This window comes from Streptomyces cynarae (assembly GCF_025642135.1).
In the GTDB taxonomy this organism is placed as follows: Bacteria; Actinomycetota; Actinomycetes; order Streptomycetales; family Streptomycetaceae; genus Streptomyces; species Streptomyces cynarae.
Map to the genome: position 1 here is coordinate 4,277,979 of NZ_CP106793.1, position 26,220 is coordinate 4,304,198.

The window sequence follows — 26,220 nt, forward strand, 5'->3', positions numbered from 1 at the left end:
CTCCCGACTCACCGGGGGTGGTCCGCCGGCTCACCGGGCAGGGTGGTCCGCGGACGCCCCCGCCAGCTCTCCCAGCACGTCGTCCGGGGTGAACTCCGTGCCCCTCGCCCGCTCCACGTCGAACCGGGCCCGCCCGAGCGCCTTCAGCGCCGCCGCCTCGGTCCGCTCCGCCTCGACGCGATCCGGCTCGGGTCGTACGGCGTTCGGCAGGCGCCACCGGTCGGCCGCCGCGAGCAGCCGGACCGCGCGGGCGTGCTCGCCCAGGGCAGCCAGGGCGTTCGCCGCGATGTCCACGAGCCCCGCCGTCACCGACTCCGCGCACCTGTTCTCCACCGCATGGCGCAGCGCATCGGCGAGCTTGGGCAGCCCGTGGCAGGGCCCGGACTCGGCGATGGTGACGAGCGCGTCGATGCCGTTCAGCGCGGCGATGAACTGCGGCGGCGGCGTGTTCCGGACGGTCTCCACCCGCGCGTTCTCGCACAAGGCGCGCGCCCGGAGGGTCTCCCCGTCGTCCAGCGCCATCTGCGCGCGCAGCAGGCTCACGTACCCGCGGGCGTCGTGCACCCCGTACCGGTCGGCGGCGTCGCTCGCCTCGTCCAGCGCCGCCTGCGCGTCCGCCCGCTTGCCCTCCCGGTAGGCGATCTCGCCGAGCCGGGCGAGCAGGAACGGGGACTCCGCGTACGCCCCCACCTCGTGGGCGAGCCGCAGTGCCTCCTCGTACTCGCCCTTCGCCTCCTCGAAGGAGCCGCGCCCCATCGCCGCCTCCCCGACCGCGCTGGACACCTGGGCGCGCATCCAGCGGTCGCCGACGCGACGGCTGAGCGTGCGCAGCTCGGTCAGGTCGCCGTCCACGTGGTGCAGTCCGCCCGGGGAGTCGACGAGCATGTGCGCGCGGAACATGAGGGCCACGCCGATCTCCCAGTCACCGCCGTAGCGGCGGCAGTTGGCGAGGATGGCGTCCATGGCGTGCCGGACGTCGTACGGCTCGCCCATGTGGAACACGGTCAGCGCCCAGAGCATGCCGGGAAACCGGGCCGCGTCCGGGCCGCCCCGCTCGAAGGCCGCCCGGACCCGGGCGGTGTACCGCCGGGTCCGTTCGTCCCGCATCGACTCCGACGGCCGTGATTCCGCGACGAAGAACAGGTGCAGCATCCGCAGACTCATCCGCAGCGAGTGCAGGGGGTGCCGCTCCTCGGCGGCCGGCCGGGCGAGGAAGGCGTCGACGTGGTCGATCGCGGCGAGTTCCTCGAGGACGTCGGTGGAGGGACGCCTGGTCGCCGCTGCCGCCGACGCCGACCACGACCGGGAGCCCGCCGTGACGCCGGCATCCAGAGCCGCTCCGAGGCGCAGCACCCGCTCCGTCCATTCGGTGCCCTCCCGCCGGAAGTTGCGCAGCCACCAGAACCAGCCCGTGGCCAGCACGATGGCGCCGGCCTCCTCCTCGTCACCGGCGGCGATCGCCCGGTACAGCGCGGCCCGGATGTTGTCGAGTTCCGTCTCCAGGCGGCGGATCCACGGCAGCTGCCCCGCGGAGCGCAGCTTCGGTTCGGCCTCCTCGACGAGTGCCCGCACCCACGCCCGGTGCCGGCGCTCGGCGGCGGCGCGGAGCTCGGGGGCCTCGGCGGCGCGCTCGGTGGCGTACTCGTGGATCGTCTCCAGCATGCGGTAGCGCATGCCCGTACCGCCGTCCCCGTCGCCCGGGCCCGCGACGACCAGGGACTTGTCGACGAGCGCCCCGATCAGGTCGGCGACCGGGCCGGTGCACACCGCCTCGGCGGCGGCTAGGTCCCAGCCGCCGGCGAAGACGGAGACCTCGCACAGCACCGTGCGCTCCCGCTCGTCGAGCAGGTCCCAGGACCAGTCGACGACCGCGCGCAGGGTCTGCTGGCGGGGCAGCACCGTGCGGCTCCCGGAGGTGAGGAGGCGGAAGCGGTCGTCGAGACGGTCGGCGATCTGCCGGGAGGTCAGCAGCCGCAGGCGGGCGGCGGCCAGCTCGATGGCCAGGGGCAGGCCGTCGAGACGGCGGCAGATCTCGTCGACGGCCTCCGGGTCGTGAACGGCGTGCGGGTCGGGGCGCACGGCCGCCGCACGCTCGAGGAAGAGGCGGTGCGCGGGATCGGGCGGCAGGGGCTCCACCGGACGGACCGACTCCCCGGGTACACCCAGGGGTTCACGGCTGGTGGCGAGGATCGTGAGGCCCGGGCAGTGCGTGAGCAGCGTCTCGGCCAGCTCGGCCGCCGCGCCGATCACATGTTCGCAATTGTCGAAGATCAGGAGTTCGCTTCGCGGGGCGCAGTACTCGATCAGCAGGGCGACCGGATCGTCCTGCGGCATCACCAGCTCGTTGGTGATCAGCACCGTCTCGCGCAGCCCGAGGGCGCTCACCACCGCGGCGGGGACCGCTTCCGGCCGGTCCAGCGGGGCCAGCTCGGCCAGCCACGCCTGCGGCAGCCCGGCGGCGGCTTCCTCGGCGAGACGGGTCTTCCCGGAGCCGCCCGGCCCGGTGAGGGTGACAAGGCGGGCCCTGTGCAAGTCCGAACGGATCGCCTCGAGTTCGAGTTCCCGGCCGACGAAGGAGTTCAGGCGGGGGCGGAGGTTGCCGGTGCGTGGGGCCGTCGGTGGCTTGAGCGGGGCGGGGGGCTGCGGGGAGCTCGGCCCGAGGGTCCGGGGGGCGGGCGGCGCGGAGGTCTGAGCGGATGCCTGCGGGGAGATCTGCGGGGACAGCAGCTCGGCGTGCAGGGACTGGAGTTCGGGGCCGGGGTCGGTGCCCAGGCCGTCCGCCAGGGCCCGGCGGGCGCGTTCGTACGCCGCGAGGGCGTCGGCGCCGCGGCCCGTGGCGCGCAGCGCGCGGATGAGGAGGGCGTGGAGGGGTTCGTCGTACGGGTGCGCCGTCGTCAGCTCCGTCAGCTCCGGTACGACGGCCGAGGTGCGGCCCAGGCGCACGTCGGCCTCGATGCGGGCGCGGGTCGCCGTCAGGCGCAGGGCCTCGGGGCGGGCGGCGGCGGTGCGGTCGGGCAGGTCGGCGAGGGCGGGGCCGTGCCACAGGGCGAGCGCCGTGCGCAGATCGCGGGCGGCGGTGTGCGGGTCGCCGTCGGCGAGGGCGGAGGTGCCGCGCTGGACGAGATCCTCGAAGACGAAGAGGTCGACGGAGTCGCGGCCGGCGTCGAGACGGTAGCCACCGGGGGCGGAGGCGACGGCGGTCCGGCCGAGGGTGCGCCGCAGGCGGGCGACGAGGGCCTGGAGCGCGGCGGGGGCGTCGAGCGGGGGGTCGTCCGGCCAGATCTCGTCGATGAGGGTCTGAGGGGTGGTGGTGCGGCCCGGGCGGAGGGCCAGGGCGGTGAGGAGGGCGCGGAGGCGGGGGCCGCCGAGGGGGACGGGGGTTCCTTGGTCGTCCTCTGCTTGGGCCGTGCCCAGGATTTTGTACCGCACCGGGTCATTGTCGCGGGGGGTGGGAGGTGGGGCACGGGGTTTGCGGTGTCCCTGGGCTGCGGATGCCGTGATCGGGTGCCCGCCGTCGCGTGCCCGCAGGCGCGCCGTGCACCTACGCCCCCGCCCCCAACGCCCTTCCCCGGGCCGAGATCCCCGCCGGCACCGCGCGTGCCCTTGCCGGGGTTCCCGTCCAGCAGGTGCCTCGGCGGGACAGGAGGCGGCGGAGCCAGAGTTCCAGGGAGACCAGGTCTGCCAGGCCGTCCAGGGGGAGCGGGGCGCCGTCGGCCGCCGCGCGTACCGCCTTGCGGACCACTCTGGCCTCCACCAGGCCCGCCTCCGCCAGCAGGGGGGCGGCGAAGAGGTCGACGAGGGAGTTCGCGGCGAGCCTGAGGCCCGCGCGGGTCGCGGCTGCCGAGGAGCCGTGGGAGGGGGCGCCCCAGCCGGGCGGCAGGCTGCCGACGCCCGCGCCCTCCAAGACCGTGCGCAGGATCGCCGCCCGTGCCCCCGGCTGCACCCGCAGGGTCTCGGGAAGCGCGCGGCAGGCGCGGACGACCTGGTTGTCCAGGAACGGGGCGTGCAGCCGCTGGGAGCGGATCTCCGCGGCCTGTTCCAGGACGCGGAGGTCGGTGGCGTGCCTCGCCAGTGCGGCACGCGCGCGGTGGTCGCCCGGACGCTGCCCGGGGCCGACGTCCGGCCGGCCCGCGGCCCCCTGGAGGCGAACCGATACTTCAGCCAGCGCCTCACCGGTCAGCCAGCGGGCCGCCGGCCCGGGTCTCGCCCAGGTGAGCGCGGCGAGCGACGCGCCCACGGCGCCCCCGGGCTCCTCGAACCGCCGCCGCATCAGCCGGTCGGCGAGTGCGTCGACGCCGGTCCGGTACGGCGTGCGGGACAGCTTGCGGGCCGCGCTGTACACGCGCGCGGGGACCATCACCGAGCCGTCCGCCTTCGCGAGCGCGGCCATGGGTCGCACCAGGTGGCGGCGCTTGCGGTCCATCAGCAGGTCGGCGAGTCGGGCCGGGTGCGCGTCCAGGACCTGCCGGGCGCCGTAGCCGGTGAAGTGGTCCGCGCTGCCCGACGCGAGACGGGCGCGGTGCCGGGCCGCGGTCACCAGGGAGGGTCCCGGTTCGTCCGTCAGTGGGCCCTCCAGGTCGGCATAAGGGAGCACTTCCTCTCCGCCGGTGACCACCACGTGGTGCAGCCGGGGGTTGGCCGCGAGCGTGCCGGCCCGCTCCAGTTCGGCCTCGCGGCCCCTGACGGCGAGGTCGTTGAAGGTGACGGCGAGCAGGCGTTCGCCGGCGCCGGTGCCGTGGCCGAGGATCGTGCCGGGCATGCCCGGCAGCCCGGCCGCGAGGAGGGCCAGGGTGCCGGATGCGGGGCCGCCGGAGAGGTCGGCTCCGATGCCGGGTACGGGCATTCCGCGCGCGGCACGGCGTTCCGCGGGTCCCATGCCGGGCACCGGCCCGGGGTCGAGGTCGGCGCTCGGGACGTGCCGGGGTGCCGACAGACGCGCTCGTACGGCGTCGATCAGGGCGTCGCGCACCGCGTCCACCGCGTCGGCGGGGTCCGCCGGGGGCGCCGCGACCGCGAGGAGGCGACCGGTTCGTACCCGGCGATCTCCCGGGCCCCCGCGCGCAGGATCAGCGCGTGCCCCGGCGGGATGCGTCGTACGCCGTCGTACGGGGTGGAGTGGTGCAGCGCTGCCGGTACGTCGGGGGCGGCGAGCAGGGCCGCCAGGTGCCCGAAGTCCAGGTTGGCCTCGATGAGGTCGGCGAGCGGGAGCGCGGCGGTCGCGTAGGCCGTGCCGCCGGCCCACGGGGTGTAGAAAACCGGCCGGGCGCCCGCGAGGTCGCCGCACACAGTGATCCTGCGGCCGACCTGGACGACGGCCGTGTAGCTGCCGGACCAGGCCGTCAGATGGCGCAGTGCCCCGCCCCGGGCGGCGAACAGGGCGACGCGCAGCTGCTCGTCGGATGCGCCGCAGGTGCCCAGGACCGCGATCCGGGTCCGCGCGTCGGCCTTCACGACGCGCACCTCGTCGGGACGCCAGTCGCCGACCGCCCACAGCGGATCGGGGTCGCCCCACAGGAGTTGGGAGCCGACCGGGTGCACGGTCTCGCCGTCGAAACCGGTGGCGCCGGCCGAGCCGGGCCCGACGGCTCCCGCGGCGGTGCTGCTCCATCCCACCAACCACCGCATCGACGCCTCCACAGGCTGTGGACAACCAGTGCACCGTACGAACGGCTCCATGCTGCCACGAAGAACGGGCCCCGGAGGGTGCAAGCCACAGCTCGTGCGCCCCGTAACGCGCCCGTGGGGAGCGATCCTCGAGCCGGTGAACTTCCGTGCGTCCCACGGCCGTCGGAGACACGGGGAAGGAAACAGCGACGTGAATGCGCCCCCGTTATGCTCCCCGAAATCGCCGTTCGCGCCCTCAAGAGTCGTGGTCGGGGCCTTGGCAGCGGTCGAAATCCACCATCGGTTTTCGGCCAAATCGGCGGCGGGCGGCCAGGCTTGGGCACGCTCCGTACAGGCCTGGGCAACGCACGGTCCGGGAGACGGAGTTCGCCCCCCGGACCGGTCCGCCGCCCGCGGGGATGAAGGCGGCGGTGTCCCCCAGCCCACTGGATCCAGTACAGCGGGCCGACCCACGCACGGCCCATGGAACCGCCCCCGAGGTGGCCGGAGAAGAGCGCACGGACGGGCGCACGGCCACACAGCGGGAGCACATGGCGACACTCCGTACATAAGTACGGACCACAATCCCGCCAACCGGATTTACGCCCCTTAACGCATGGGATGCGGCGAACTACGCTGGGTTTACGAATGCCGCGCGGTTATGCCACCGCCGCGGCAGCCGTCTGTGTCGAGGGGTGGCGCATGTCCAGGGAGCAACGCGGGCCGAACGAAAAGCTCGGCGCCGTTCTCGCCCTCGCGGGAATCAGCAACGCAGGACTCGCCCGGCGCGTCAACGATCTTGGCGCCCAGCGCGGGTTGACACTTCGCTACGACAAGACCTCGGTGGCGCGCTGGGTGTCGAAGGGCATGGTGCCGCAGGGCGCCGCGCCGCACCTGATCGCCGCGGCCATCGGCCAGAAGCTCGGCCGCCCCGTACCGCTCCACGAGATCGGTCTGGCGGACGCGGATCCCGCACCGGAAGTGGGCCTCGCCTTCCCCCGGGACGTAGGACAGGCGGTGAGATCGGCGACGGAGCTCTACCGTCTCGACCTCGCCGGGCGCCGGGCCGGCAGCGGCGGCATCTGGCAGTCGCTGGCCGGATCGTTCGCAGTGAGCGCTTACGCGACCCCTGCCTCCCGCTGGCTGATAACACCAGCCGACAGCTCGGTGGCCCGCGACCCCGTCCCGGGCGAGGGGTCCGGGGCGCCGATCAAGGTCGGCCACAGCGATGTCCGGAAGCTCCGCGAGGCCGCGGAGGACGCGAGGCGCTGGGACTCCAAGTACGGGGGCGGCGACTGGCGGTCGTCGATGGTGCCGGAGTGCCTGAGGGTGGAGGCGGCGCCGCTGCTGCTCGGGTCGTACTCCGACGAGGTCGGCAGGGCGCTGTTCGGCGCGGCCGCCGAACTCACCCGGCTGGCGGGCTGGATGGCCTTCGACACCGGTCAGCAGGAGGCCGCCCAGCGCTACTACATCCAGGCACTGCGCCTCGCGCGCGCGGCGGCCGACGTGCCCCTCGGGGGCTACGTCCTGGCCTCCATGTCGCTGCAGGCGACCTACCGCGGCTTCGGCGACGAGGGCGTCGACCTCGCCCAGGCCGCCCTGGAGCGCAACCGCGGCCTGGCCACCGCCCGCACCATGAGCTTCTTCCGCCTGGTCGAGCACGCACGCGCGCGCGCGCGCGCGGGTGACGCCCAGGCGGCCGGCACGGCCCTGAAGGCCGCCGAGGGCTGGCTGGAGCGGGCCCGCGACGGCGACAACGACCCGACCTGGCTCGGCTTCTACTCCTACGACCGCTTCGCCGCCGACGCCGCCGAGTGCTACCGCGACCTCAAGGCCCCACGCCAGGTCCGCCGCTTCACCGAACAGGCGCTGTCGCGGCCAGGCGAGGAGTACGTGCGCTCGCACGGCCTGCGCCTGGTGGTGTCCGCGGTCGCCGAGCTGGAGTCGGGCAACCTGGACGCGGCCTGCGAGCAGGGCGTGCGAGCGGTGGAGATCGCCGGGCGCATATCGTCGGCGCGCACGACCGAGTACGTACGGGACCTGCTGCACCGGCTGGAGCCGTACGGCGACGAACCGCGCGTGGCGGAGCTGCGGGAGCGGGCGCGGCCGCTTTTGATGGCTCCGGTCTGACAGCGCGGCCGCAGGGCGCCGCCCGGGGTTTGAAGGCATTGTCAGTGGCGCAGTGCACTATCGAAACCGGGAGGTGGAGCAGGTGCGGGAGATCGCCTACGACTGCGACGTGCTGGTGATCGGTGGCGGAATAGTCGGCCTGTCGACGGCGTATGCGATCACGCGTGCCGCGCCGGGCACGCGGGTGACCGTCCTGGAGAAGGAGGCCGGCCCGGCCCGCCACCAGACGGGGCGCAACAGCGGGGTCATCCACAGCGGGATCTACTACCGACCCGGCTCCCTGAAGGCGCGGTACGCGGTCGGGGGCGCCGCCGAGATGGTCAAGTTCTGCGCGGAGTACGGCATCGCGCACGCCGTCACCGGCAAGCTGATCGTCGCGACCGAGCGGGAGGAGCTGCCGCGCCTGCACGCACTGGTGCAGCGCGGCCGGGAGAACGGCATTCCGGTACGGGAGCTGGGCGCCACCCAGATACCGGAGTACGAGCCGGAGGTGCAGGGGCTCGCGGCCATCCACGTGGGCACCACCGGGATCTGCGACTTCGTGGCGGTCGCCCGGCAGCTCGCGGAGGTCTCGGGCGCGGAGATCCGGTACGGGGCGGAGGTGGTCCGGATCGACCGGCGCGCCTCCCTGGGGGTCGCCGTACGCACGGGTGACGGGACGGTGCTCCGCGCGCGTGTACTGGTGAACTGCGCCGGGCTGCACTGCGACGAGGTGGCCCGGCTGACCGGGGACGACCCCGAGGTGCGGATCGTGCCGTTCCGGGGCGAGTACTACACGCTGCGCCGACCCGAGCTGGTGCGGGGGCTTGTGTATCCGGTGCCGGATCCGGCGTTCCCGTTCCTCGGGGTGCATCTGACCCGCGGGATCGAAGGAGAGGTGCACATCGGGCCGAACGCGGTGCCGGCACTGGCCCGCGAGGGGTACGGCTGGGGGGTCGTACGGCCTCGGGAGCTGGGCGCGACGGTGGCGTGGCCGGGGTCGTGGCGGATCGCGCGTCGGCACTGGCGGTACGGGGCGGGGGAGCTGCGGCGGTCGGTGTCGAAGGGGGCGTTCACCGAGGCCGTGCGGAGGTTGCTGCCCGCGGTGCGGGAGGACGACCTCGTCCGGGCGCCTGCCGGGGTGCGGGCGCAGGCGGTGCTGCGGGACGGGACGCTGGTGGACGACTTCCTGATCCAGGAGGGGGCGCGGGCGGTGCACGTGCTGAACGCGCCGTCCCCCGCGGCCACCGCTTCGCTGGCGATCGGGCGGGAGGTGGCGCGGCGGGCGCTGGTGGTGCTGGGGCGGGAGTGAGCGGTGCCCGGGCCGCGCCGCCACGGTTGGTTCCGCCCCCGCCGCCCCTCCCTTCCCGTCCCTGGGGGCTCCGTCCGTCGCCAGACCCCCGTCGGCTTACGGCCTCGTCCTCGAACTCCCCCAAGCTCTTCGAGCAGGGGGACCCCCAGACGGACGGGCTGGTTCTGGCTGACCGACCCCCTAAAATTGATCCCACTGTGTCTGACTCCCTCAACTTCGCTCCCGACGATTCCCAGCTCACCCCCGGTGGCGGCTCAGGTCGTGGTGCCGGCGCGTCCATTCGGCACACCCGGGTGAAGGGGGAGCCCCGGTTTCCCGACGGGCCCAAGGCCGATCCCGCCGGGTCGCACTTCGAGCGGCGGATCCGTAGCTTCCAGCCGCGGCGGAGCCGGGTGACGGCCGGGCAGGCGGACGCGCTGCAGCGGCTGTGGCCCAAGTGGGGGCTGGACATCGACGGGCAGCGGGTCATCGACCTCGCCGAGCTGTTCGGGAACAGCCGCCCCGTCGTGCTGGAGATCGGGTTCGGCATGGGTGAGGCCACCTCGGAGATGGCCGCCGCCGACCCGGACACCAACATCCTCGCCGTCGACGTGCACACCCCCGGCCAGGGCAACCTGCTGGCCCTCGCCGACCGGGCGGGACTGACCAACATCCGCGTCGGCAACGGCGACGCGATCATCCTGCTCCGCGAGATGCTCGCCCCCGACTCCCTCGACGGGCTGCGCGTCTACTTCCCCGACCCCTGGCCCAAGAAGCGCCACCACAAGCGGCGGCTCATCCAGCCCGACTTCCTCACGCTCGCCGCGAGCCGTCTCAAGCCGGGCGCGCTGGTGCACTGCGCCACGGACTGGGAGCCGTATGCCGAACAGATGCTGGAGGTGTTCACCGCACACCCGGGGTTCGAGAACACCCAGTCCGGCGGCGGGTACGCGCCACGCCCCGACTTCCGGCCGCTGACCCGTTTCGAAGGGCAGGGTCTGGACAAGGGTCATGTCGTGAACGACCTGCTCTTCCGGCGCGTACCGCACCGCGACCAGCCCACCGCCGAAGGCTGAGCGTCCGCGCGTCCGTTGGACACCGTCGCGGGCGGCTCCCCCGTCTCGTTAGGGTCGATGCCGTGGCCACCTTTCCCTCGTACCCGACGCACCCGGGCGGTGACGCCGCCGCCGGCTCGTTCGGGCACCCGCACTGGTGGCAGAGGCGGTGGGTGCGGTACGGGGCGCTGATCACGCTCCTCGCGCTCTCCGGGCTCGTCATCCTGGCTCTCGTACGGCAGCAGACCGGGACCGAGGGCTTCCTGGTCGGGCTGGGCCTCGCGGTCCTGCCCGTGCCGCTGCTGATCGCGGCCTTCCGCTGGCTGGACCGGGTGGCGCCGGGACCCTGGCGGAACCTGATCTTCGCCTTCGCCTGGGGCGCGTGCGCCGCCGCGCTCATCGCGATCGTCGCCAACAGTTTCGCCACCCGGTGGATAGCGACCGCGACCGCCGATCCGCACAGCGCCGACACGCTCGGCGCGACGGTGATAGCGCCGATCGTGGAGGAGTCCGCGAAGGCCGCGGCCGTGCTGCTGGTCTTCCTCTTCCGCAGACGGGACTTCACCGGGATCGTCGACGGAGTGGTGATAGCCGGCGTCACCGCCACCGGTTTCGCCTTCACCGAGAACGTCCTCTACCTGGGCACGGCCTTCGGCACCGACCAGATGAGCGGGGGAAGCGGGCTGGCGTCCGTCACGGCCGCGACCTTCTTCGTCCGCGTGGTGATGTCGCCCTTCGCACACCCGCTGTTCACCGTGCTCACCGGCATCGGCTTCGGCATCGCCGCGCTGTCCGCGGAGCGCCAGCACGTCCGGCGGGTGCTGACGCCGCTCTGCGGGCTGCTGCTCGCGATGGGCATGCACTCCATGTGGAACGGGTCGTCCACGTTCGGCCAGTACGGGTTCTTCGCGGTGTACGCGTCGTTCATGGTGCCCGCGTTCGGGCTGCTGACCTGGCTGGTCATCTGGACGCGGCAGCGGGAGCTGCGGACGGTGCGGGAGGAACTGCCCGCCTACGTGGTCGCCGGGTGGATGGGGCCGGTGGAGCCGTTCGTGCTCGGTTCGATGCGGGCGCGGCGGCTGGCCCGTGAGTACGCGAGGCAGCACTTCGGAAAGGACGCGGCGCGGTCGGTCGCGCGGTACGAGGCGTACGCGACGTCCCTGGCGTTCCTGCGTCACCGGGGACGCATGGGCCGCGCGGGCGCCGATTTCGTCGTACGGGAAAGGGAGTTGCTGACCGAGCTGTGGGCGCGCCGGGAGGTGGCGCGGCCGGCGCTGGCGCATGCGGCACGTGCGACGGCACCGGTGGCTCCGCCGGTGTGGCCGGGGTACGGACACGTGTCCTTCCAGGGCCCGCCGCAGTACGGCCCGGCGGCACCGCAGTACGGCCCTGCGATGCCGCAGTACGGTCCGGTGGCGCCGCAGTACGGTCCCGTGGCGCCGCAGTACGGCCCTGCGATGCCGCAGTACGGTCCGGCGGCGCCGTATCCGGAGTACAACCCCTATCGCTCCTAGGAGTTGGCGCCGGCTCGGCACCGCCCGATTCCGCCGTCTGCCGTGCTACGCCGACGCCTCCGTCAGCTTCGCCACGTCCTCGTCCGTCAGCGTCAGGTCCGCCACGGCCAGCAGCGCCGGCAGCTGCTCCACCGTCCGCGCCGAGGCGATCGGTGCCGCGACGGTCGGCTGGGCCGCCAGCCAGGCGAGGGCCACCGTCGGGATCTCGGCGCCCCGGGCCTCGGCGATCTCGTCCAGGGCCGTCAGGACCCGCTGTCCGCGCTCGGTCGCGAGGTGCTTGGCCGCGCCCTCCGCGCGCGCCGACTCCACCGTCGTACCCGGCCGGTACTTGCCGGTCAGGAAGCCCGAGGCCAGCGCGAAGTAGGGAACCGCCGCGAGCCCCGCCCGGGAGGCGAGGTCCTGCAGGGCACCCTCGTAGGTGTCGCGCGAGACCAGGTTGTAGTGCGGCTGCAGCGCCACGTACCGCGCCAGGTTCTCGCGGTCCGAGAAGTCCAGGGACTCCTGGAGGCGCTCGGCGGAGATGTTGGAGGCGGCGATGGCGCGCACCTTGCCCGCCTTCACCAGCTCGTCGAGCGCGCCGATGATCTCCTCGACCGGCACCTCCGGCTTGTCGAAGTGGGTGTAGTAGAGATCGATGTAGTCGGTGCCCAGACGGCGCAAGGACGCGTCGGCCGCGGCCTTGATGTTGGCGGCGGTCAGGCCCTGGTAGTCGGGGTGCTGGCTGACCTTGGTCGCGATGACCACGTCGGAGCGGTTGCCGCGCGCCTTCACCCACTTGCCGATGATGGTCTCGGACTCGCCGCCCTCGTTGCCCGGCACCCAGGCCGAGTACGAGTCGGCCGTGTCGATGAAGTTCCCGCCCGCCTGCGCGTATGCGTCCAGGACGGCGAAGGACTGCGTCTCGTCGGCGGTCCAGCCGAAGACGTTGCCGCCGAGGGACAGCGGGAAGACCTCGAGATCGGAAGAACCCAGCTTGCGAAGAGAAGTCATGCTCTGTGTCAGCGCCCGGACCGGGCCGGTGTCTTCCGGGAAGCCCGCAAAGATCTTGCAAACGAACGCGCTCTTCGCGGGGGTGGGGGTCAGGGGTTGAGGCCCTTGCCGCGCAGCCAGGCCAGCGGGTCGATCGCGGCGCCGCCGTCAGGGTGGACCTCCAGGTGCAGGTGCGGCCCTGTGACGTTGCCGGTCGCGCCCACGCGGCCGATGACGTCGCCCGTGCTGACCTTCTGCCCGACCGTGACGCTGATCGACGACTGGTGGCAGAACCACAGCTCGGTGCCGTCGTCGAGGGTGAGGATCGTGCGGTAGCCGTACGAGCCGGCCCAGCCCGCCTCCGTGATCGTGCCGCTGTGGACGGCCTTGATGAGCGTGCCGGTGGGCGCGGCGAAGTCCAGGCCGGTGTGGAAGCCGGAGGACCACATGGCACCGGCGTCGCCGAAGTGGGAGGTAAGGGTGTAGGAGGAGGTCGGCAACGTGAACTGCCGGGCGAGAGCGGCGAGCCGCGCGGCCTCCTCCGCCTTCTTCTTCTCGGCGGCGGCTTTGGCCTGCGCGTCGTCCTGCGCCTTGACCGCCGCGGCGGCGGCCTTCTTCACCGCTGCGTCCTCGGCGGCCTGCGCCGCTTTCTGCGCGATCCGGTCCTGCTGGGACTCGGCCTGCTGCATGATCCGGGCGCGCAGCGCCTCACCCGCGCCCTTCGAACCGGTGGCGGCGGTGGCATCACCGGCGTCGGTCCGGCCGACGCTGCTGAGAGCGGTGGCCGAGCTCTTGGGGGCGCCGGAGTCCTCGCCGATGAGCGCCTTGGCGGATTCCGTGACCGAGGAGAGGTCCGGCAGGGATATGGACACCGGCGGCTTGCCGGACTGCGCGGTGGCCATGCCGCCCGCGCCGACGGCGGCGATCACACCGACGCCGAGGACGGTGGAGCTGCGGGCCAGCCCGCCCCCGCGCTGCTTGGCGACGCGGTGCCGGCCGCGGACGGAGCGGATGGAGTCCTCGGTGGGGTTCCACTCCTCCCAGGGGCCCTCGTCGATACCGGGTGCGACGTCGAGCGTCTGCGTACTGTTCGGGGCGAACGAGGTGCTCTGGGCAGGCCGGTTGAACGCCACGTGGGCGCACTCCTTTCCTTCCGTCTCGCCTACCGGGTTAGCTGACGGGTTCGGAGCAGGAAGGTCTCCTACGCGCGTATACCGGCCGTGCGACACGGCGGTATCCGCGTGATTCACCCCAAGGTGGTGGTTCCCCGGTTCCCTCGCGGGATTCGGCAGGCGCGCACGGAGCCGCCTTCGGTGACGGCTGGGACGACCGCGCTGCGTTATCGAACGTTAATAGACGCGGGGCCTGGATTCCAAGCCGTTCAGGCAGATCCGTTCAGGCCGCCGGCCAGGACTTACACGGCCCGAACGGAGGAAATCGGGCGAGTCGCCTCCGCCTCAGCGGCCTCACAGATATTGACAGTATGTCAGTTGTTATGCGCAGGGGCACGGCTCACTCACTCGTCGTGACCGCGCTCAGGGGGCGGCCGGGTCGGCGCACGGCCAGCAGGGCCATGTCGTCCGTGCCACGGCCACCGGTGTGCCGGGCGACCTCGCGCGTGACGGTGCTCAGCAGGGCGCCGGGGCCGGAGAAGACCCGTCCGGCGAGGCGGACGGCGGGGTCGTAGAACCGGCCGTGCGCGTCCCGTGCCTCCGAGACGCCGTCGGTGTGGAAGAGCAGCGTCGAGCCGGGCGGGAAGTCCCACTCCTCCACCCGGTCGGGCCAGACGCCGAGGTCGCCCATGCCGAGCGGCAGGGCGGGCTCGCGGGCCTGAAGTTCTCGCAGGGAACCGTCCGGGAGCAGGAGCAGCGGGGCTGGGTGGCCTCGGTTGACGATGCGGACGACGCCGGAGCCGTGCGGGATCTCGGCGAGGACCGCGGTGGTGAACCCCTCGTACACGTCGGGCCCCTCGCGTCCGGCGCGGTCGCGTGACAGCGCCCGCTCCAGGCGCTGGGCGACGGCCTCGAGCGTGGGCTCCTGTTCGGCGGCCTCCCGGAAGGCGCCGATCACGACGGCCACGGCGGTCACGGCACCCATGCCCTTGCCGCGTACGTCGCCGACGACGAGCCGTACGCCGTGCGGGGAGTCCTGGACGGTGTACAGGTCGCCGCCGATGAACGCGTCGGCCTGGGCGGCCTCGTACCGGGCGGCGATGTCCAGCCCACCGATCCGGGCGGCGGGCTCGGGCAGCACCGCGCGCTGGGCGGCCTCGGCGATCTGGCGGGCGGAGGCGAGGCGGGCGACATTGCGGCGGACCAGCACGTTGATGAGGACGGCGAGGGCGGCGACGGTGACGACCGTGGCCACCTCGGTGACCTCGCCCGCCTTCCCGAGCACGCCGAGCCCGAGGTGGACCCCGAAGACCACGACGACGGCCGCCGTGCCGGTGAGGACGGTGCCGCGCAACGAGAACAGGGGTGCGGCGACGAGCGGCGCGGCGGTGAAGAGGGGGCCGGCCGTGTAGTCGGACGGGGCGAAGAGGTCGAAGCAGACCCCGGCGACGATCAGCAGCCAGGGCAGGGCCCGCAGAAAGGCCCGCGCGTACGAGATCCGCCGCTCCTCGGCCTCCGTGACGGCCTCCGCCTCGGCCCCTCCGTACGCCGGAACCGGAACGGTCCTCGTGCCGGGGGCGGGGAGGGGGGTGTCGGGATCGGGCATGGGGGCTCCGGCGGCTCCGGCGAGCCGGCCGGGTCTGCCGGGTCTGCCGCGACTGCCGGGCCGGCGGTCCTCGCGGTCGGGGAGACGCCCGCCGGACCGGTTGCTGCGGTCGGGGAGACGGCCGTCCAACCGGTCGTGACGGTCGGAGAGACGGCCGTCCGACCCGTCGTGACAGTCGGAGAGACGCCCGCCCGACCCGTCGTGACAGTCGGAGAGACGCCCGCCCGACCCGTCGTGACGGTCGGAAAGACGCCCGCGCGACCGCTCGTGGTCCTCGGCCCTCTCCTCACGGGGCCCATCGGGCCCACGCCGCTCGTCCGGATCTTCCTGCTCCCATGACCACCGCTCGCCTGCTCGCTGCACCACCCGTCCAGGCTTCCCGGAAGGGCGGCGGGGGGCGACCGCTGTGGGCCGGGCGGAGTAGCCGCCAGTGGGTGGAAGAGGGCCGGGAAACACCGAGGGCCGAAGTCCTTTCGGACTCCGGCCCTCGGCCTTCAGTAGCGGGGACAGGATTTGAACCTGCGACCTCTGGGTTATGAGCCCAGCGAGCTACCGAGCTGCTCCACCCCGCGTCGGTGATTCCAGTGTACGCCATGCGCGCGACAGGTAGTGCACGGGTTTCGCCCCCGCGCCTCCCACCAGCGGTTTCCGGCCGTACGCGGAGCTGCTCGGCCCCCTTCGAGGCCGTCAGGAACGGGCGGCCGGGGGCAGCAGATGGGCGTTCGGGGCCTTGGCGCGGTCCTCGTACTCCGGCAGCAGCACCACGTCCACTCCGGCGGCGGTCAGCACCGCGTTCCCGTCAGCCGACGCGACGAACGTGTCCGGTTCCCGCCAGGCGGTCACCACCCGCCGCACCCCCGCCTCGATGATCAGCCGGGCGCAGGGCGCGGGCCGGGACGCGCGGCGGGAGCACGGTTCCAGACTGCTGTACACCGTCGCGGAGGCCAGCCTCGGATCCGCCGGGTCCAGCTTCGCCAGCGCCGCTTCCTCGGCGTGCACCACCGGGTCGCCGCCCTCCCTGGAGTGTCCCCGCGCAAGTTCCGTGCCGTCGGCCGCGACGACCACCGCGCCGACGCTGAAGGCGGTCTCCGACGGGGGGCAATGGGCCGCCAGCTCGCAGGCCACCTCCAGCCACCGCCGGTCCGCGGCCGAGGCGAGCCTCCCGGCGCCGGGCGCGGTGGGCACGTACCGCATCAGCACCACGTCCCCGACCGCGCGTGTCTCCACCAGCCGCATCCGCCCCGGCGGGTACGCGCCGTGCCCGAACATCCGCGGGGCGTCCGGCTCCCCCACGAACAGCGGCGCCACCACGAGCTGCACCTCGTCCGCGAGCCCCTGCTGGAGCAGTCGCGTGTGCACGCTCCCGCCGCCCTCGACCATCAGCCGCCGTACGCCCTTCACGTCCCCGAGGTGGTCGAGCACGGCCCGCCACTCCACGTCCGGTCCGAGCGCGACCACCTCCACGTCCGCCGGCAGCAGACCGCTCAGCCGCCGGGCGCCCTTGTCCGTCGTGTAGACGGTCTTCGCGCCGCCCGTGTGCCAGAAGCGGGCCTCGGGATCGAGGTCCCCGGACGCGCTGACCGTGACCTTCAGCGGATACTCCGGCAGCCCGGCGGCGAGGCGGGCCGCACGCCGCTCGGCCGAGTAGACCAGCAGCCGGGGGTTGTCTGTGCGCAGCGTGCCCGCGCCGATGAGGATGGCGTCGCTGCCCGCCCGCACCTCGTCGACCCGGTCGAAGTCCTCCGGGCCGGACAGCAGCAGCCGTTCGGGCCCGGTGTCGTCCAGGAAGCCGTCGAGGGAGACGGCGGCGGACAACAGGACGTAGGGACGGGCCATGGCGACGCTCCTGGGTTCGGGACGAACGATCCGGTGAACGGGCAGCTTGGTTCAACTTTTAAACAATAACTACACTGTCAGTATGACGACCCGCTGGCTCACCCCCGAGGAACTGCGTGCCTGGCGCTCGTACCTGGCCGCGTCGTGGCTCCTGGAGGACGCGATCGACCGGCAGCTCCAGCAGCAGGCCGGCATGCCGCACCTTTACTACTCGGTCCTGGCCAACCTCTCCGAGGCGCCCGACCACCGTATGCGCATGACCGACCTCGCCGAGGCGCTGAAGATCACGCGCAGCCGGCTGACGTACGCGGTCACCCGGCTGGAGAAGGACGGCACGGTCCGCCGGGAGGGCTGCCCGACCGACAAGCGCGGCAGCGTGGCGATCCTGACGGAGGACGGCAGGGCGCTTCTGGAGCGTACGGCGCCCGGTCATGTCGACACCGTCCGCTCAGCCGTCTTCGACCACCTCACCGAGGAGCAGGTGGCCCAGTTGGAGGCGATCTGCTCCCGGATCACGGAGGCGCTCCAGCAGGACGAGGAGCGGTCGGCGTGCGGCGAGCTGCCGTGGCGCCGGCGTTCGTCCACGCCGTGACTCAGGCGACGGGCGACAGGTGACACAGGAAAACAGAGTTGCTTGAAGTTTAAAGCAGGGATAGAGTCTCGGCCGAGGTTGTGCTTCAAATCTGAAGCATGAGGCCGAAGGGCGAAGCGCATCCTCCGCACCCGCCATCGTCGGCCAGGAGAAAGACGACAGCCATGCGCGACGCACACGAGACCGCCCCTTCCCGTGACACCGGTGACACAGCCGACCCGCACACAACCGCCCCGCACACGGCGGGGCTGCCCGCAGCCGCCCTGGCCGTCCCCCTCCCCGCCAACGACCTGCCCGGCGCCGTTCTTCCCGCCACCGAGCTGCTCGCTGCCGACATGCCCGGTGCCGACCTTCCGGCCGCCACCGTCCGCACCCGGGTGACGGTCCCGCTCCGCTTCGGCGACGGCTACACGGTCACCGCCGACCTGGTCACCTTCCACGGCCTGGCCGACGGACAGGAGCACGTGGCCGTGGTCCTCGGCGAGGTGGCCGCCGGGCGGCCGCCGCTGGTGCGGCTGCACTCCGAGTGCCTGACCGGCGATGTCTTCGGCTCGGCCCGCTGCGACTGCGGCCCCCAGCTGCGGGAGGCGGTGGAGCGCATCGCCGAGCACGGCGGCGTCCTGCTCTACCTGCGCCAGGAGGGCCGCGGCATCGGCCTCTACAACAAGCTCGACGCCTACGCCCTCCAGGACCAGGGCCTGGACACCTACGAGGCGAACGCCGCGCTCGGCCTGCCGGAGGACGCCCGCGACTACACGGCCGCCGCGCAGATGCTCCGCGCGCTCGGCATCGACGCCCTGGACCTGCTCTCCAACAACCCCGACAAGGCCGGACAGCTCCGCGACCTCGGTCTCACGGTCACCCACCGCGTCCCCACAGGCGTCTTCACCACGGCCCAGAACGTGCGCTACCTGCGCGCGAAGGTGGTCCACACCCAGCACACGCTGCCGCTGACGGAACTGACGGAACTGACGGCGGGCTGAAGGGGAGGGACGTTCCCCGCGCGCACAGGCGTAGAAATCCGGGGCCGTGTGATCCAGGACACTCCCGGATGCGGGTGACCTGGCCGGCGCTCCTGCACCGCGCTGCTGCTGAGCAGCACAAACGCAGAAATCCGGTCGGAGCACTACACTGGCCGCCACATTGACACACGCGACTCTAGGAGACACAGGACCGTGACGGCCATCGTCGACGAGCTCATGTGGCGTGGGCTGATCGCCCAGTCCACTGACGAGGACGCACTGCGCAAGGCTCTCGCGGATGGCCCCGTCACGTTCTATTGCGGCTTCGACCCCACCGCGGCCAGCCTGCACGTCGGCCACCTGGTGCAGGTGCTCACCCTACGCCGACTCCAGCAGGCGGGGCACCGGCCCCTGGCCCTCGTGGGTGGCGCGACCGGCCACATCGGCGACCCGCGGCCGACCGCCGAGCGCACCCTGAACGACCCGGAGACCATCGCCCAGTGGGTGGGCCGGCTGCGCGCGCAGATCGAGCCGTACCTCTCCTTCGAGGGCGACAACGCGGCGACCATGGTCAACAATCTGGACTGGACCGCGGGCCTGTCCGTGATCGAGTTCCTGCGGAACATCGGCAAGCACTTCCGGGTGAACAAGATGCTCACCAAGGACTCGGTCGCCCAGCGCCTGGCGTCCGAGCAGGGCATCAGCTTCACGGAGTTCAGCTACCAGTTGCTCCAGGCCATGGACTTCCTGGAGCTGTACCGGCGGTACGGCTGCACGCTCCAGACGGGCGGCAGTGACCAGTGGGGCAACCTCACGGCCGGTCTCGATCTGATCCACCGCCTGGAGCCGCACGCCGAGGTGCACGCGCTCGCGACGCCGCTGATGACGAAGGCGGACGGCACCAAGTTCGGCAAGACGGAGACCGGCACGCTCTGGCTCGACCCGGAGATGACCACGCCGTACGCGTTCTACCAGTTCTGGCTGAACACGGATGACCGGGACATCTCGCGGTACATGCGCATCCTCTCCTTCAAGTCCCGTGAGGAGTTGGAGGAGTTGGAGAAGGTGACCGCGGAGCGACCGCAGGCCCGTACCGCGCAGCGTGCGCTCGCCGAGGAGCTGACCACGCTGGTTCACGGCGCCGACCAGTGCGCTGCCGTGATCGCCGCGTCGAAGGCGCTGTTCGGGCAGGGCGAACTCGCCGGACTCGACGAGGCGACGCTGGCTGCCGCGGTCTCCGAGCTCCCGAGCGCCAAGGTGAGCGAACTCGGCCAGGTCACCGATCTCTTCGCGGAGGTCGGCCTGGTGGCGAGCAAGTCGGCCGCCCGCCGCACCGTGAAGGAGGGCGGCGCCTACGTGAACAACGTCAAGGTGACCTCCGAGGACGCGGTGGCCACGGCCGACCAGCTGCTGCACGGTCGCTGGCTGGTGCTGCGCAGGGGCAAGAAGAACCTGGCAGTGATCGACGTCACCGGAGCCTGAGGCAGCCCGGGAGACGGGAGCTCATCTCATCCGTGGGCGCAAGGCGTACTTCCCGCCCACGGAGCCGGGCTACGGCAACCGCGGAGCAATCGAGCCGGTCGGCATCGGCCCCGCACGCACGGGCGGACACGTGAAGCTCACCGCAACGCGCGTCGCGCCGCCCTGGTGGACCACAGCAGGGCCAGCAGGCTCGTGACGTGCACCGGCGTGAGGGCGCGCAGGACGCCGTGCCTCCGGCCGACGAGGGCGAGCAGGGTTCCGGTGGTGGAGCCCGCCAGCGCCAGGCGGACGCACCGCCGGGAGACCTCGCGGGCCGCGGTCACCGCGCGCAGGATGCGCCAGGCGTCCCGAAGACCGTCCGCGCAGACCAGGTCCGCCGACCAGGAAGCCTCGGCGCCCGGCGCGTCGGGCACCGCGACCGCGATGTCCGCGGCGGCCAGCGCCTCCGCGTCCGTACCGGAGATCACCAGGACGCCCTCCCCGTGGTCCCGCAGCGCGCACACCCGGTCGGCGAGACGTTCGCGCCCGCCGACGATCTCGTCGGACGGGCACAGGAGTTCACGGATGCGCTCGTCCTCGGTGAGCACCACCCGCGCTCCGGTGGCGCGTGCGGCGGCCAGCACCGTCACGGCGGGCGGAGCCGGCCGCCCGCCCTCCGTCACCAGCACCGCGGAGTCGACGACCACGGCGGAGACCACGTCGAACAACCGCAGCGCCGACGGGTCCAGCGGTACGACACCACGCCGCGCCAGCTCCCGTCCGACCGTGGCGGCGAAGGCCTCCCGCCCGTAACGGGCCGCCCGGGGGACGGCGGCGAGCAGGGCGTCCGCCGCGCGGCCGGTACTGCCCGTCAGCGCGAACACCGCCGCCGCGGTGAGCGGGGCGGCCGGGGCCAGCCGCGCCTCCCACCACTCGACGGGACCGGGCTGCCGGGCCCTGCCACGCAGATGCCGCACCGGCCGGGTGTGCGGCACACAGGCGGGGCCCGGGCACAGGTCCCTCTCACGCCGCTCCCACACCTGACGCCGGGCGCGGATCTCGCGAAGCAGCAGCATCCGGTTCGCCGCGTCGACGGCCGGCATCCCGATACCGCCGTACAGCCCGCCCACGACGGCGCCGGCCAGCGACAGGAGCAGATCGGTCTCCAGCGGCCCGATACGGCGCACCAACGGTCTGCGCAGCCCCCGCTCCAGCTCCAGCGCCGCCACCGCCACAGGCACCACCCGGGGCAGCGACGGCAGCCCGAACACCCTGCGGACCACCCCGGCGGCCACCGCCGCGCAGTCGACCAGCAACTCGGCCGTCACCGCCGCGACCGGCGCGTCGTCGCCCGGGGTGACCGGCTGCGCCCAGGGGAAGTCCGCGTCCCGCACGCCCTGGGCCTTCTCCACCGCTCTGACCGTGTTCAGCAGGCGGTCGACACCGACCCTGCGCTCGTCGAACGACAGCAGCACCTGGCCGGTCACCGCGTTGACCTCGGCCCACCGCACCCCGCTCAGCCCGCTCAGCGCCCTGGTCACCCCGCCGGTCAGCCGCTCCCGAGTGCCGCCACCGCGATCGAGCCCGCGCACCTCGATGTGCGCACGCCCGTGCGAGGCCCACACATGACGGGTGTGCCGCCGCGGATGGAGATCGGCCAGAACGCGCCCCGCCCGCACGGCCCGCCCGGGCACCCCCGCGGCCGCCGAGACCCCCTGCCGGACCGCCGCCACCGCGACCCGCCCGCTCCCCTCGGCAGCGCGCAGCCCGGTCCTGGCCGCCACCGGCGCCACCCGCCCGGCGGTACGGGCGCCCGCCGCGCCGAGGGACCACGCCCCGCTGACCCTGGCGCGGGTCACGGACGCCAGCGAGGACACCACACTTCCGGCCACCACGCCCGGGTACCCGCAGGGCTCACGCTCTAATGCCGCTCGCCTACCGCCACCGGGACGCCTCTGCTCGTCGGCGCTGCTCGTCGTCTCTACTCATCGTCCGTGGCGGCGGTCATCTCCACATCCAGCACGCCCTCGTTCTCGAACAACTCGGACGTCAGCCCGCCCGTGTCGGACGTACCCTCCAGCTCGAGCAGGACGCGTGCGGCCGGGTCGGTGCTGCCGGGCAGCCGGTCGACCTTGACCTGCAGGATGCGGAAACCACGCCGGGTGCAGATCTCCATCAGCCGGGGCAGCAGGGCCGTTCCGGTGCGGTAGGTCATGCGCAACTCGAAGACGGACGGCGCCCGGTCCGGCACGAGACGCGCGGTGAGCAGGGGGTAGCCCCGTACGACGAGGAAGTGCAGGGCCGTGACCGCGATGGCGAGGATCGGCAGGCCCCCACCGCAGGCCATGCCCACCGCGCAGGTGAGCCAGACCGTCGCCGCGGTGGTCAGTCCGCGGACGGCGTCCCGGCGTACGAAGATGAGCCCGCCGCCGATGAAGCCGATCCCGGACACGATCTGGGCCGCCACCCGCGACGGGTCGAAGGAGACGTGGTCCAGCCCGAGCACGTTGGTGAAGCCGTGCTGGGAGACCTCCATCATCAGTGCGCTGGCGATGCCGACCAGGGTGTGGGTCCGCAGTCCCGCGCTCTTCTGCTGCGCGGCCCGCTCCCACCCGATCAGGGTGGACAGCACCAGGGCGACACCGAGTTCGGACAGCTGCCGCAGCCCCTGCCCATTGCCCACGTCCCACAAGGGAGCCGCCGGCTCGGACATGCGCACCTCCCCTCCGGCCACACGCATACCCCGGTGGCGCCGGCCATGCCTGTGAAAAGGGGCACGTACCGAGAGGCATGAGGGGGTCGGGAGGGGGACGCTCCCGCACGGCCCGGAGAACGAAGCGGCGCCCGCCCCGGCCGAAGCCGAACCGGACGCCGCACGACAGGCCGGAGGGGGTGCCCCTCGCCTGCGAACCGTAGGCCCTGTGGGACTCGAACCCACAACCAATGGATTAAAAGTCCTGGCCAAGGCTTGCCGGGTGGTTCCGGGCCGTGCTTCGGGGTCCGGAACCACCTGGTCAGGGCATGTGCGCCGTGACGGGCGGTGTGGCTCGTGACAGCTCGTGCCGCATCGTCCGCTCACGCATCGCTCACGCAAAAAGAACCTGCTGAGCAGCGCGTTCAGTACCAATGAGCGCAGTACTACTGCTTCAAAATGCTCATGATCTCGGCCGCTTTGGCGATTGCGACCCGCGGCCCGTATGCGGCCGCAGCAGCCACCACAGCTACAGCGGCCGCCAAGACGGTCTCGACTCCTGAGGGAAGCCCCGTCAGAACGGCCAGGCAAACCGCTGCTACTGGAGCGGAGACCACGGCAACCAGCCGAAGCCCTTCTCGGTTGGCCACCGGAACCGTGCCTCGAAGCCTCTGCTCTGGCAGAAGCCTGCCAGCGTTTCCGGCAGCGTAGCTGTTGCCGATCTTGGCGAGCAGCGCGGCCAGACTGCGGAGCCCACCAATGCCCTTGGTGTCAACCTGCGCCTCGGCAAGCTGCAGTTTTGCCACTACGAGGGCGGCGTGACGCTTTGTGCTGCGCTGCCGGGGAGATCCACGCCTGACGCTGTTCGAGATCCGGTGGACCCGCAGAAGCGACCGCCGAACGATGGAGCACGTGTCATCCAGATGCCGAAGCGCCTGATGCCTGGCGCTCGTATCCGCGCTGGCCACAGCCTCGCACGCCTCGATGGCAGCCATGATCGAGAGCAGGAATCTGTAACCCACGATGGCCTTGCCACGCCGGGCGGCCCACATCAGGAGGGGCAACGTCACACCAGCGAGCATCAGCGCCGGTGGCCTCAGGTCCGGTTGCACCCGCTGAGTGTCGATGGTTTTGATCACGGCGATCAACAGGTCGAAGGCCCCCATGCTGACCGCGAAGGTGAGCAGTTGATAGCGGAGTTTTACGGATCCGGCGGTCTTCCGGCCAGCCTCACGGAGATCATGGATCGGCAGGTCTGCCAAACCAAGCGGTTGGAGCGCCTGAGCTGTCGGCGCTATGTCCCGATCGGCAACCCTCGCGTTCCAGGCCGACCACCACTCTTGTATCCGGCGGATCCGACGCGCGACCCAGGCAAGCGATCGGTACGTCACCATCACTATGGCAACGAGTAACACAGCTCCGATGACCGACCGCTGGATCGCGGCTATGCGCTCCAAGTCGATGTGCATAGGAGGATCCTGGCGTGGAGCGCTGACACTCGCTGCCGACTCGACCTAGTTTGGTGCTGCTTGGTGGGGGCGCCGTGGTGTGTTCGAGAGACCTTGGGGGCATCAAGCCAGACATGGCCGATCTGATCACGAAGTGGGCGACGGAGGTAGCCGAATCCGAGCTCGCCGCTGAGCTTCCCCGGAGGTGGGCCCATACGCAAGGAGTGGCCGAGCGCGCCACCGAAGTCCGGGGGCTTCTCGGGGAGCACAGCGCTCTTCTCGTCGCTGCCGCCACCCTGCACGACATCGGGTACGCACCTCGGCTGGCCGTGACCGGGTTCCACCCGCTGGACGGGGCCAGGTTCCTTCGCGACGAGCATGGGGCCGACGAGCGGCTGGTGCGGCTGGTCGCGAACCACTCTTTTGCCCTGCTGGAGGCTGAGGAGCGCGGGCTGCGGGACGAGTTGGCGTCGGAGTTTCCGTTGCTGGAGGAGCCGTTGCTCGTGGACGCTCTCGTGTACTGCGACATGACGACGACGCCCGATGGTGCCGGGACCAGTGCGCGCGAGCGGATCGCGGAGATCATCAGTCGGTATGGCGCGGACAGTGTGGTCGGCCGGTTCATCCGCCGTGCGGCCCCTGAGATCCTCTCGTCTGTGCAAAGGGTTGAGACGGCGCTGGCGGCTCAGCCGAGGTAGGGATAGGTGCCGGCCAGGTAGTCTCCGATCTGCTGGCGCATGCTCGGGTGGATGTCGTACTGGTCGAGGTCGGCCGGCTGGACGAAGCGCACCCCGTCGGCCTCGTCGTTGATCGTGGGAGCTCCGCCGACGGGCCGGCCGATGTACGTGTTCTCGTACTGCTGGCGGATCTCTCCGTCGCTGTAGGCGACGATGTGGTTCGGGTTGGTGTAGACGCCGAGGAAGCCCGTGATCTCGGCGATGATGCCGGTCTCTTCCAGGCACTCGCGTACCGCGCACTCTGCCGCGGTCTCGCCGATGTCCTGTGCGCCTCCGGGAAGCGCCCACTGGCCGGTGTCACGGCGGTGCTGGAGAAGGATGGCTCCGGTCTCGTCGACGACGAGCAGGTTGCTGGCAGGGATGAGGGTGTTTGCCTTCGGGGCGGCCGGGTCGTTGTAGTACTCAGTCCTGCCCATGGGCGGTGGTCCTCTCGTGGTCGGGTGTCCACGGCCGCGCGGCGGCCCAGACGGCATCGAAGCTCTGAGCGTAACTGTCGAACCACCCAGTGCCTTCAGTCCTCTTGAGGTGAAGCAGGGGGTTGGCGCTGGCCGGCTGCCCCCAGATGTGGGGGTTGACCAGGAGGTTGTCGTCGTAGCGGAACATGGACGTGTAGAGCGTGGTGTCGTGGAGGCGTACGGCACACCCGGCCTCGCCCAGCAGGGGTCGGTAGTACGTCAGTGATGCTCGGATCTTGGCGGCAAGAGTGTCGCCGATTCCCTCTTCGCGGCCTCGGATCGCGACGGCCTGACCGTCCGGGTCACCGAAGCACAGGCGCACCCGGACCCCCTCCGCCGCGCGCTCGGAGAGCATCTTGGCTACGTGCGGATTGGACTGCGCGAAGAACGTGCCGGAGAAGACGAGGACACCGATCTCGTGCTGGGCTTCGCGCAGCAGCGAGAGCCAGACGTCCCGCGGCACACTGGCCCGGTTCTGATAAGTGCCGACCAGTTCGGTGCCTAACCCGTCACGCGCTCGGCCGGGCCGTCGAGGCGACGCCGGCCAAAGGAAGGTCTCTTCCACGCGCAGGTGGCGGGCGACGCGGAAGCGATGCCGTGCGTGTGGAACACGCCCTCCCAGCCACCGGCTCACCGTCTTGGGGTCCACCTCGCAGACTTCCGCGAGCGATTCGGGCGAGACGCCGCGCTGCGCGAGCACAGAGTGCAGTCGGTCGTTCACAGGAGCCATGGAAGCGGCCCCATGCATGATCGCGCAAGGACGTTATGGGACGTTGT

General features: G+C 72.3%; 18 protein-coding genes, 2 tRNA genes, 1 pseudogene and 1 riboswitch. Of the genes and pseudogenes, 8 read left to right on the forward strand and 13 right to left on the reverse strand.

What is annotated here, in order from left to right; genetic code table 11:
- Positions 1–30: 30 nt before the first annotated feature.
- Entirely contained in the window at positions 31–3,429 is a 3,399-nt protein-coding gene (locus tag N8I84_RS19610) for an AfsR/SARP family transcriptional regulator (RefSeq protein WP_263230742.1), read from the reverse strand.
- Positions 3,430–3,541: 112 nt separating this feature from the next.
- Positions 3,542–5,625: pseudogene (locus N8I84_RS19615) on the reverse strand (asparagine synthase-related protein).
- Positions 5,626–6,306: 681 nt separating this feature from the next.
- Between N8I84_RS19615 and N8I84_RS19620 the strand changes: the two are divergent.
- From N8I84_RS19620 to N8I84_RS19635, 4 genes are all read left to right on the forward strand, one after another.
- A complete protein-coding gene (locus tag N8I84_RS19620; protein WP_263230743.1) occupies positions 6,307–7,734 on the forward strand; it encodes an MFS transporter in 1,428 nt (475 codons plus the stop codon).
- A gap of 52 nt (positions 7,735–7,786) precedes the next feature.
- Complete coding sequence (gene lhgO / locus N8I84_RS19625) at positions 7,787–9,025, forward strand: L-2-hydroxyglutarate oxidase (protein WP_390898923.1); 1,239 nt, start codon at positions 7,787–7,789, stop codon at positions 9,023–9,025.
- A 197-nt stretch (positions 9,026–9,222) separates the two neighbouring features.
- Positions 9,223–10,080, forward strand: coding sequence for a tRNA (guanosine(46)-N7)-methyltransferase TrmB (gene trmB / locus N8I84_RS19630; protein WP_390898924.1), 858 nt, complete (start codon positions 9,223–9,225; stop codon positions 10,078–10,080).
- A gap of 62 nt (positions 10,081–10,142) precedes the next feature.
- Positions 10,143–11,573, forward strand: coding sequence for a PrsW family intramembrane metalloprotease (locus N8I84_RS19635; RefSeq protein ID WP_263230744.1), 1,431 nt, complete (start codon positions 10,143–10,145; stop codon positions 11,571–11,573).
- Positions 11,574–11,618: 45 nt separating this feature from the next.
- Here the strand turns inward: N8I84_RS19635 and N8I84_RS19640 are convergent, their stop codons facing one another.
- The 5 genes from N8I84_RS19640 to N8I84_RS19660 form a co-directional block, all read right to left on the reverse strand.
- Positions 11,619–12,563 carry an aldo/keto reductase gene (locus N8I84_RS19640; protein WP_263230745.1) on the reverse strand — a complete coding sequence of 315 codons (945 nt, stop codon included), beginning with the start codon at positions 12,561–12,563 and terminating at the stop codon, positions 11,619–11,621.
- A gap of 89 nt (positions 12,564–12,652) precedes the next feature.
- Positions 12,653–13,675, reverse strand: a complete 1,023-nt coding sequence (locus N8I84_RS19645) for a M23 family metallopeptidase (protein ID WP_390898925.1) — start codon at positions 13,673–13,675, stop codon at positions 12,653–12,655.
- Positions 13,676–13,686: 11 nt separating this feature from the next.
- Positions 13,687–13,843, reverse strand: a riboswitch (cyclic di-AMP (ydaO/yuaA leader).
- Positions 13,844–14,054: 211 nt separating this feature from the next.
- Positions 14,055–15,260, reverse strand: a complete 1,206-nt coding sequence (locus tag N8I84_RS19650; RefSeq protein ID WP_263230746.1) for a PP2C family protein-serine/threonine phosphatase — start codon at positions 15,258–15,260, stop codon at positions 14,055–14,057.
- A gap of 498 nt (positions 15,261–15,758) precedes the next feature.
- Positions 15,759–15,832, reverse strand: a tRNA-Met gene (locus N8I84_RS19655).
- 115 nt (positions 15,833–15,947) lie between these two features.
- A complete protein-coding gene (locus tag N8I84_RS19660; RefSeq protein ID WP_263230747.1) occupies positions 15,948–17,096 on the reverse strand; it encodes a dihydrofolate reductase family protein in 1,149 nt (382 codons plus the stop codon).
- 82 nt (positions 17,097–17,178) lie between these two features.
- Here N8I84_RS19660 and N8I84_RS19665 point away from each other — a divergent pair, with 82 nt between their 5' ends.
- The 3 genes from N8I84_RS19665 to tyrS all read left to right on the forward strand — a co-directional run bounded on the left by N8I84_RS19665 (position 17,179) and on the right by tyrS (position 20,132).
- Positions 17,179–17,688: a MarR family winged helix-turn-helix transcriptional regulator gene (locus N8I84_RS19665; RefSeq protein ID WP_263230748.1), complete on the forward strand. Its 510-nt coding sequence runs from the start codon at positions 17,179–17,181 to the stop codon at positions 17,686–17,688.
- 335 nt (positions 17,689–18,023) lie between these two features.
- Complete coding sequence (locus tag N8I84_RS19670; protein ID WP_263234823.1) at positions 18,024–18,671, forward strand: GTP cyclohydrolase II; 648 nt, start codon at positions 18,024–18,026, stop codon at positions 18,669–18,671.
- A gap of 192 nt (positions 18,672–18,863) precedes the next feature.
- The gene (tyrS, locus tag N8I84_RS19675; protein WP_263230749.1) at positions 18,864–20,132 is read left to right on the forward strand and encodes a tyrosine--tRNA ligase; all 1,269 of its coding nucleotides are present in this window, start codon (positions 18,864–18,866) and stop codon (positions 20,130–20,132) included.
- Positions 20,133–20,269: 137 nt separating this feature from the next.
- Here tyrS and N8I84_RS19680 read toward each other — a convergent pair whose 3' ends face one another.
- The 4 genes from N8I84_RS19680 to N8I84_RS19695 all read right to left on the reverse strand — a co-directional run bounded on the left by N8I84_RS19680 (position 20,270) and on the right by N8I84_RS19695 (position 24,272).
- Complete coding sequence (locus tag N8I84_RS19680) at positions 20,270–22,006, reverse strand: heavy-metal-associated domain-containing protein (RefSeq protein WP_263230750.1); 1,737 nt, start codon at positions 22,004–22,006, stop codon at positions 20,270–20,272.
- 86 nt (positions 22,007–22,092) lie between these two features.
- Positions 22,093–22,824, reverse strand: a complete 732-nt coding sequence (locus N8I84_RS19685; RefSeq protein WP_263230751.1) for an MgtC/SapB family protein — start codon at positions 22,822–22,824, stop codon at positions 22,093–22,095.
- A 201-nt stretch (positions 22,825–23,025) separates the two neighbouring features.
- Positions 23,026–23,099 (reverse strand) — tRNA-Lys (locus N8I84_RS19690).
- Positions 23,100–23,249: 150 nt separating this feature from the next.
- Positions 23,250–24,272 carry a hypothetical protein gene (locus tag N8I84_RS19695; protein ID WP_263230752.1) on the reverse strand — a complete coding sequence of 341 codons (1,023 nt, stop codon included), beginning with the start codon at positions 24,270–24,272 and terminating at the stop codon, positions 23,250–23,252.
- Positions 24,273–24,385: 113 nt separating this feature from the next.
- Between N8I84_RS19695 and N8I84_RS19700 the strand changes: the two genes are divergently transcribed.
- On the forward strand, positions 24,386–24,949 hold the full coding sequence (locus tag N8I84_RS19700) for an HD domain-containing protein (RefSeq protein ID WP_263230753.1): 564 nt from the start codon (positions 24,386–24,388) through the stop codon (positions 24,947–24,949).
- Here the strand turns inward: N8I84_RS19700 and N8I84_RS19705 are convergent.
- Together N8I84_RS19705 and N8I84_RS19710 are read right to left on the reverse strand one after the other, a co-directional pair.
- A complete protein-coding gene (locus N8I84_RS19705) occupies positions 24,937–25,404 on the reverse strand; it encodes an NUDIX hydrolase (RefSeq protein WP_263230754.1) in 468 nt (155 codons plus the stop codon). The genes N8I84_RS19700 and N8I84_RS19705 overlap by 13 nt on opposite strands.
- Positions 25,391–26,164: a helix-turn-helix domain-containing protein gene (locus tag N8I84_RS19710; RefSeq protein WP_185867937.1), complete on the reverse strand. Its 774-nt coding sequence runs from the start codon at positions 26,162–26,164 to the stop codon at positions 25,391–25,393. The genes N8I84_RS19705 and N8I84_RS19710 overlap by 14 nt, the downstream gene beginning before the upstream one ends.
- Between the last annotated feature and the right edge of the window lie 56 nt (positions 26,165–26,220).

Bases quoted from the DNA above. Each gene is read 5' to 3' on its own strand.
- N8I84_RS19620 (WP_263230743.1), top strand. From the start codon at position 6,307: ATGTCCAGGGAGCAACGCGGGCCGAACGAAAAGCTCGGCGCCGTTCTC.
- N8I84_RS19640 (WP_263230745.1), bottom strand. From the start codon at position 12,563: ATGACTTCTCTTCGCAAGCTGGGTTCTTCCGATCTCGAGGTCTTCCCG.
- N8I84_RS19650 (WP_263230746.1), bottom strand. From the start codon at position 15,260: ATGCCCGATCCCGACACCCCCCTCCCCGCCCCCGGCACGAGGACCGTT.
- N8I84_RS19660 (WP_263230747.1), bottom strand. From the start codon at position 17,096: ATGGCCCGTCCCTACGTCCTGTTGTCCGCCGCCGTCTCCCTCGACGGC.
- N8I84_RS19665 (WP_263230748.1), top strand. From the start codon at position 17,179: ATGACGACCCGCTGGCTCACCCCCGAGGAACTGCGTGCCTGGCGCTCG.
- N8I84_RS19670 (WP_263234823.1), top strand. From the start codon at position 18,024: ATGCCCGGTGCCGACCTTCCGGCCGCCACCGTCCGCACCCGGGTGACG.
- N8I84_RS19685 (WP_263230751.1), bottom strand. From the start codon at position 22,824: ATGTCCGAGCCGGCGGCTCCCTTGTGGGACGTGGGCAATGGGCAGGGG.
- N8I84_RS19695 (WP_263230752.1), bottom strand. From the start codon at position 24,272: ATGCACATCGACTTGGAGCGCATAGCCGCGATCCAGCGGTCGGTCATC.
- N8I84_RS19700 (WP_263230753.1), top strand. From the start codon at position 24,386: ATGGCCGATCTGATCACGAAGTGGGCGACGGAGGTAGCCGAATCCGAG.
- N8I84_RS19705 (WP_263230754.1), bottom strand. From the start codon at position 25,404: ATGGGCAGGACTGAGTACTACAACGACCCGGCCGCCCCGAAGGCAAAC.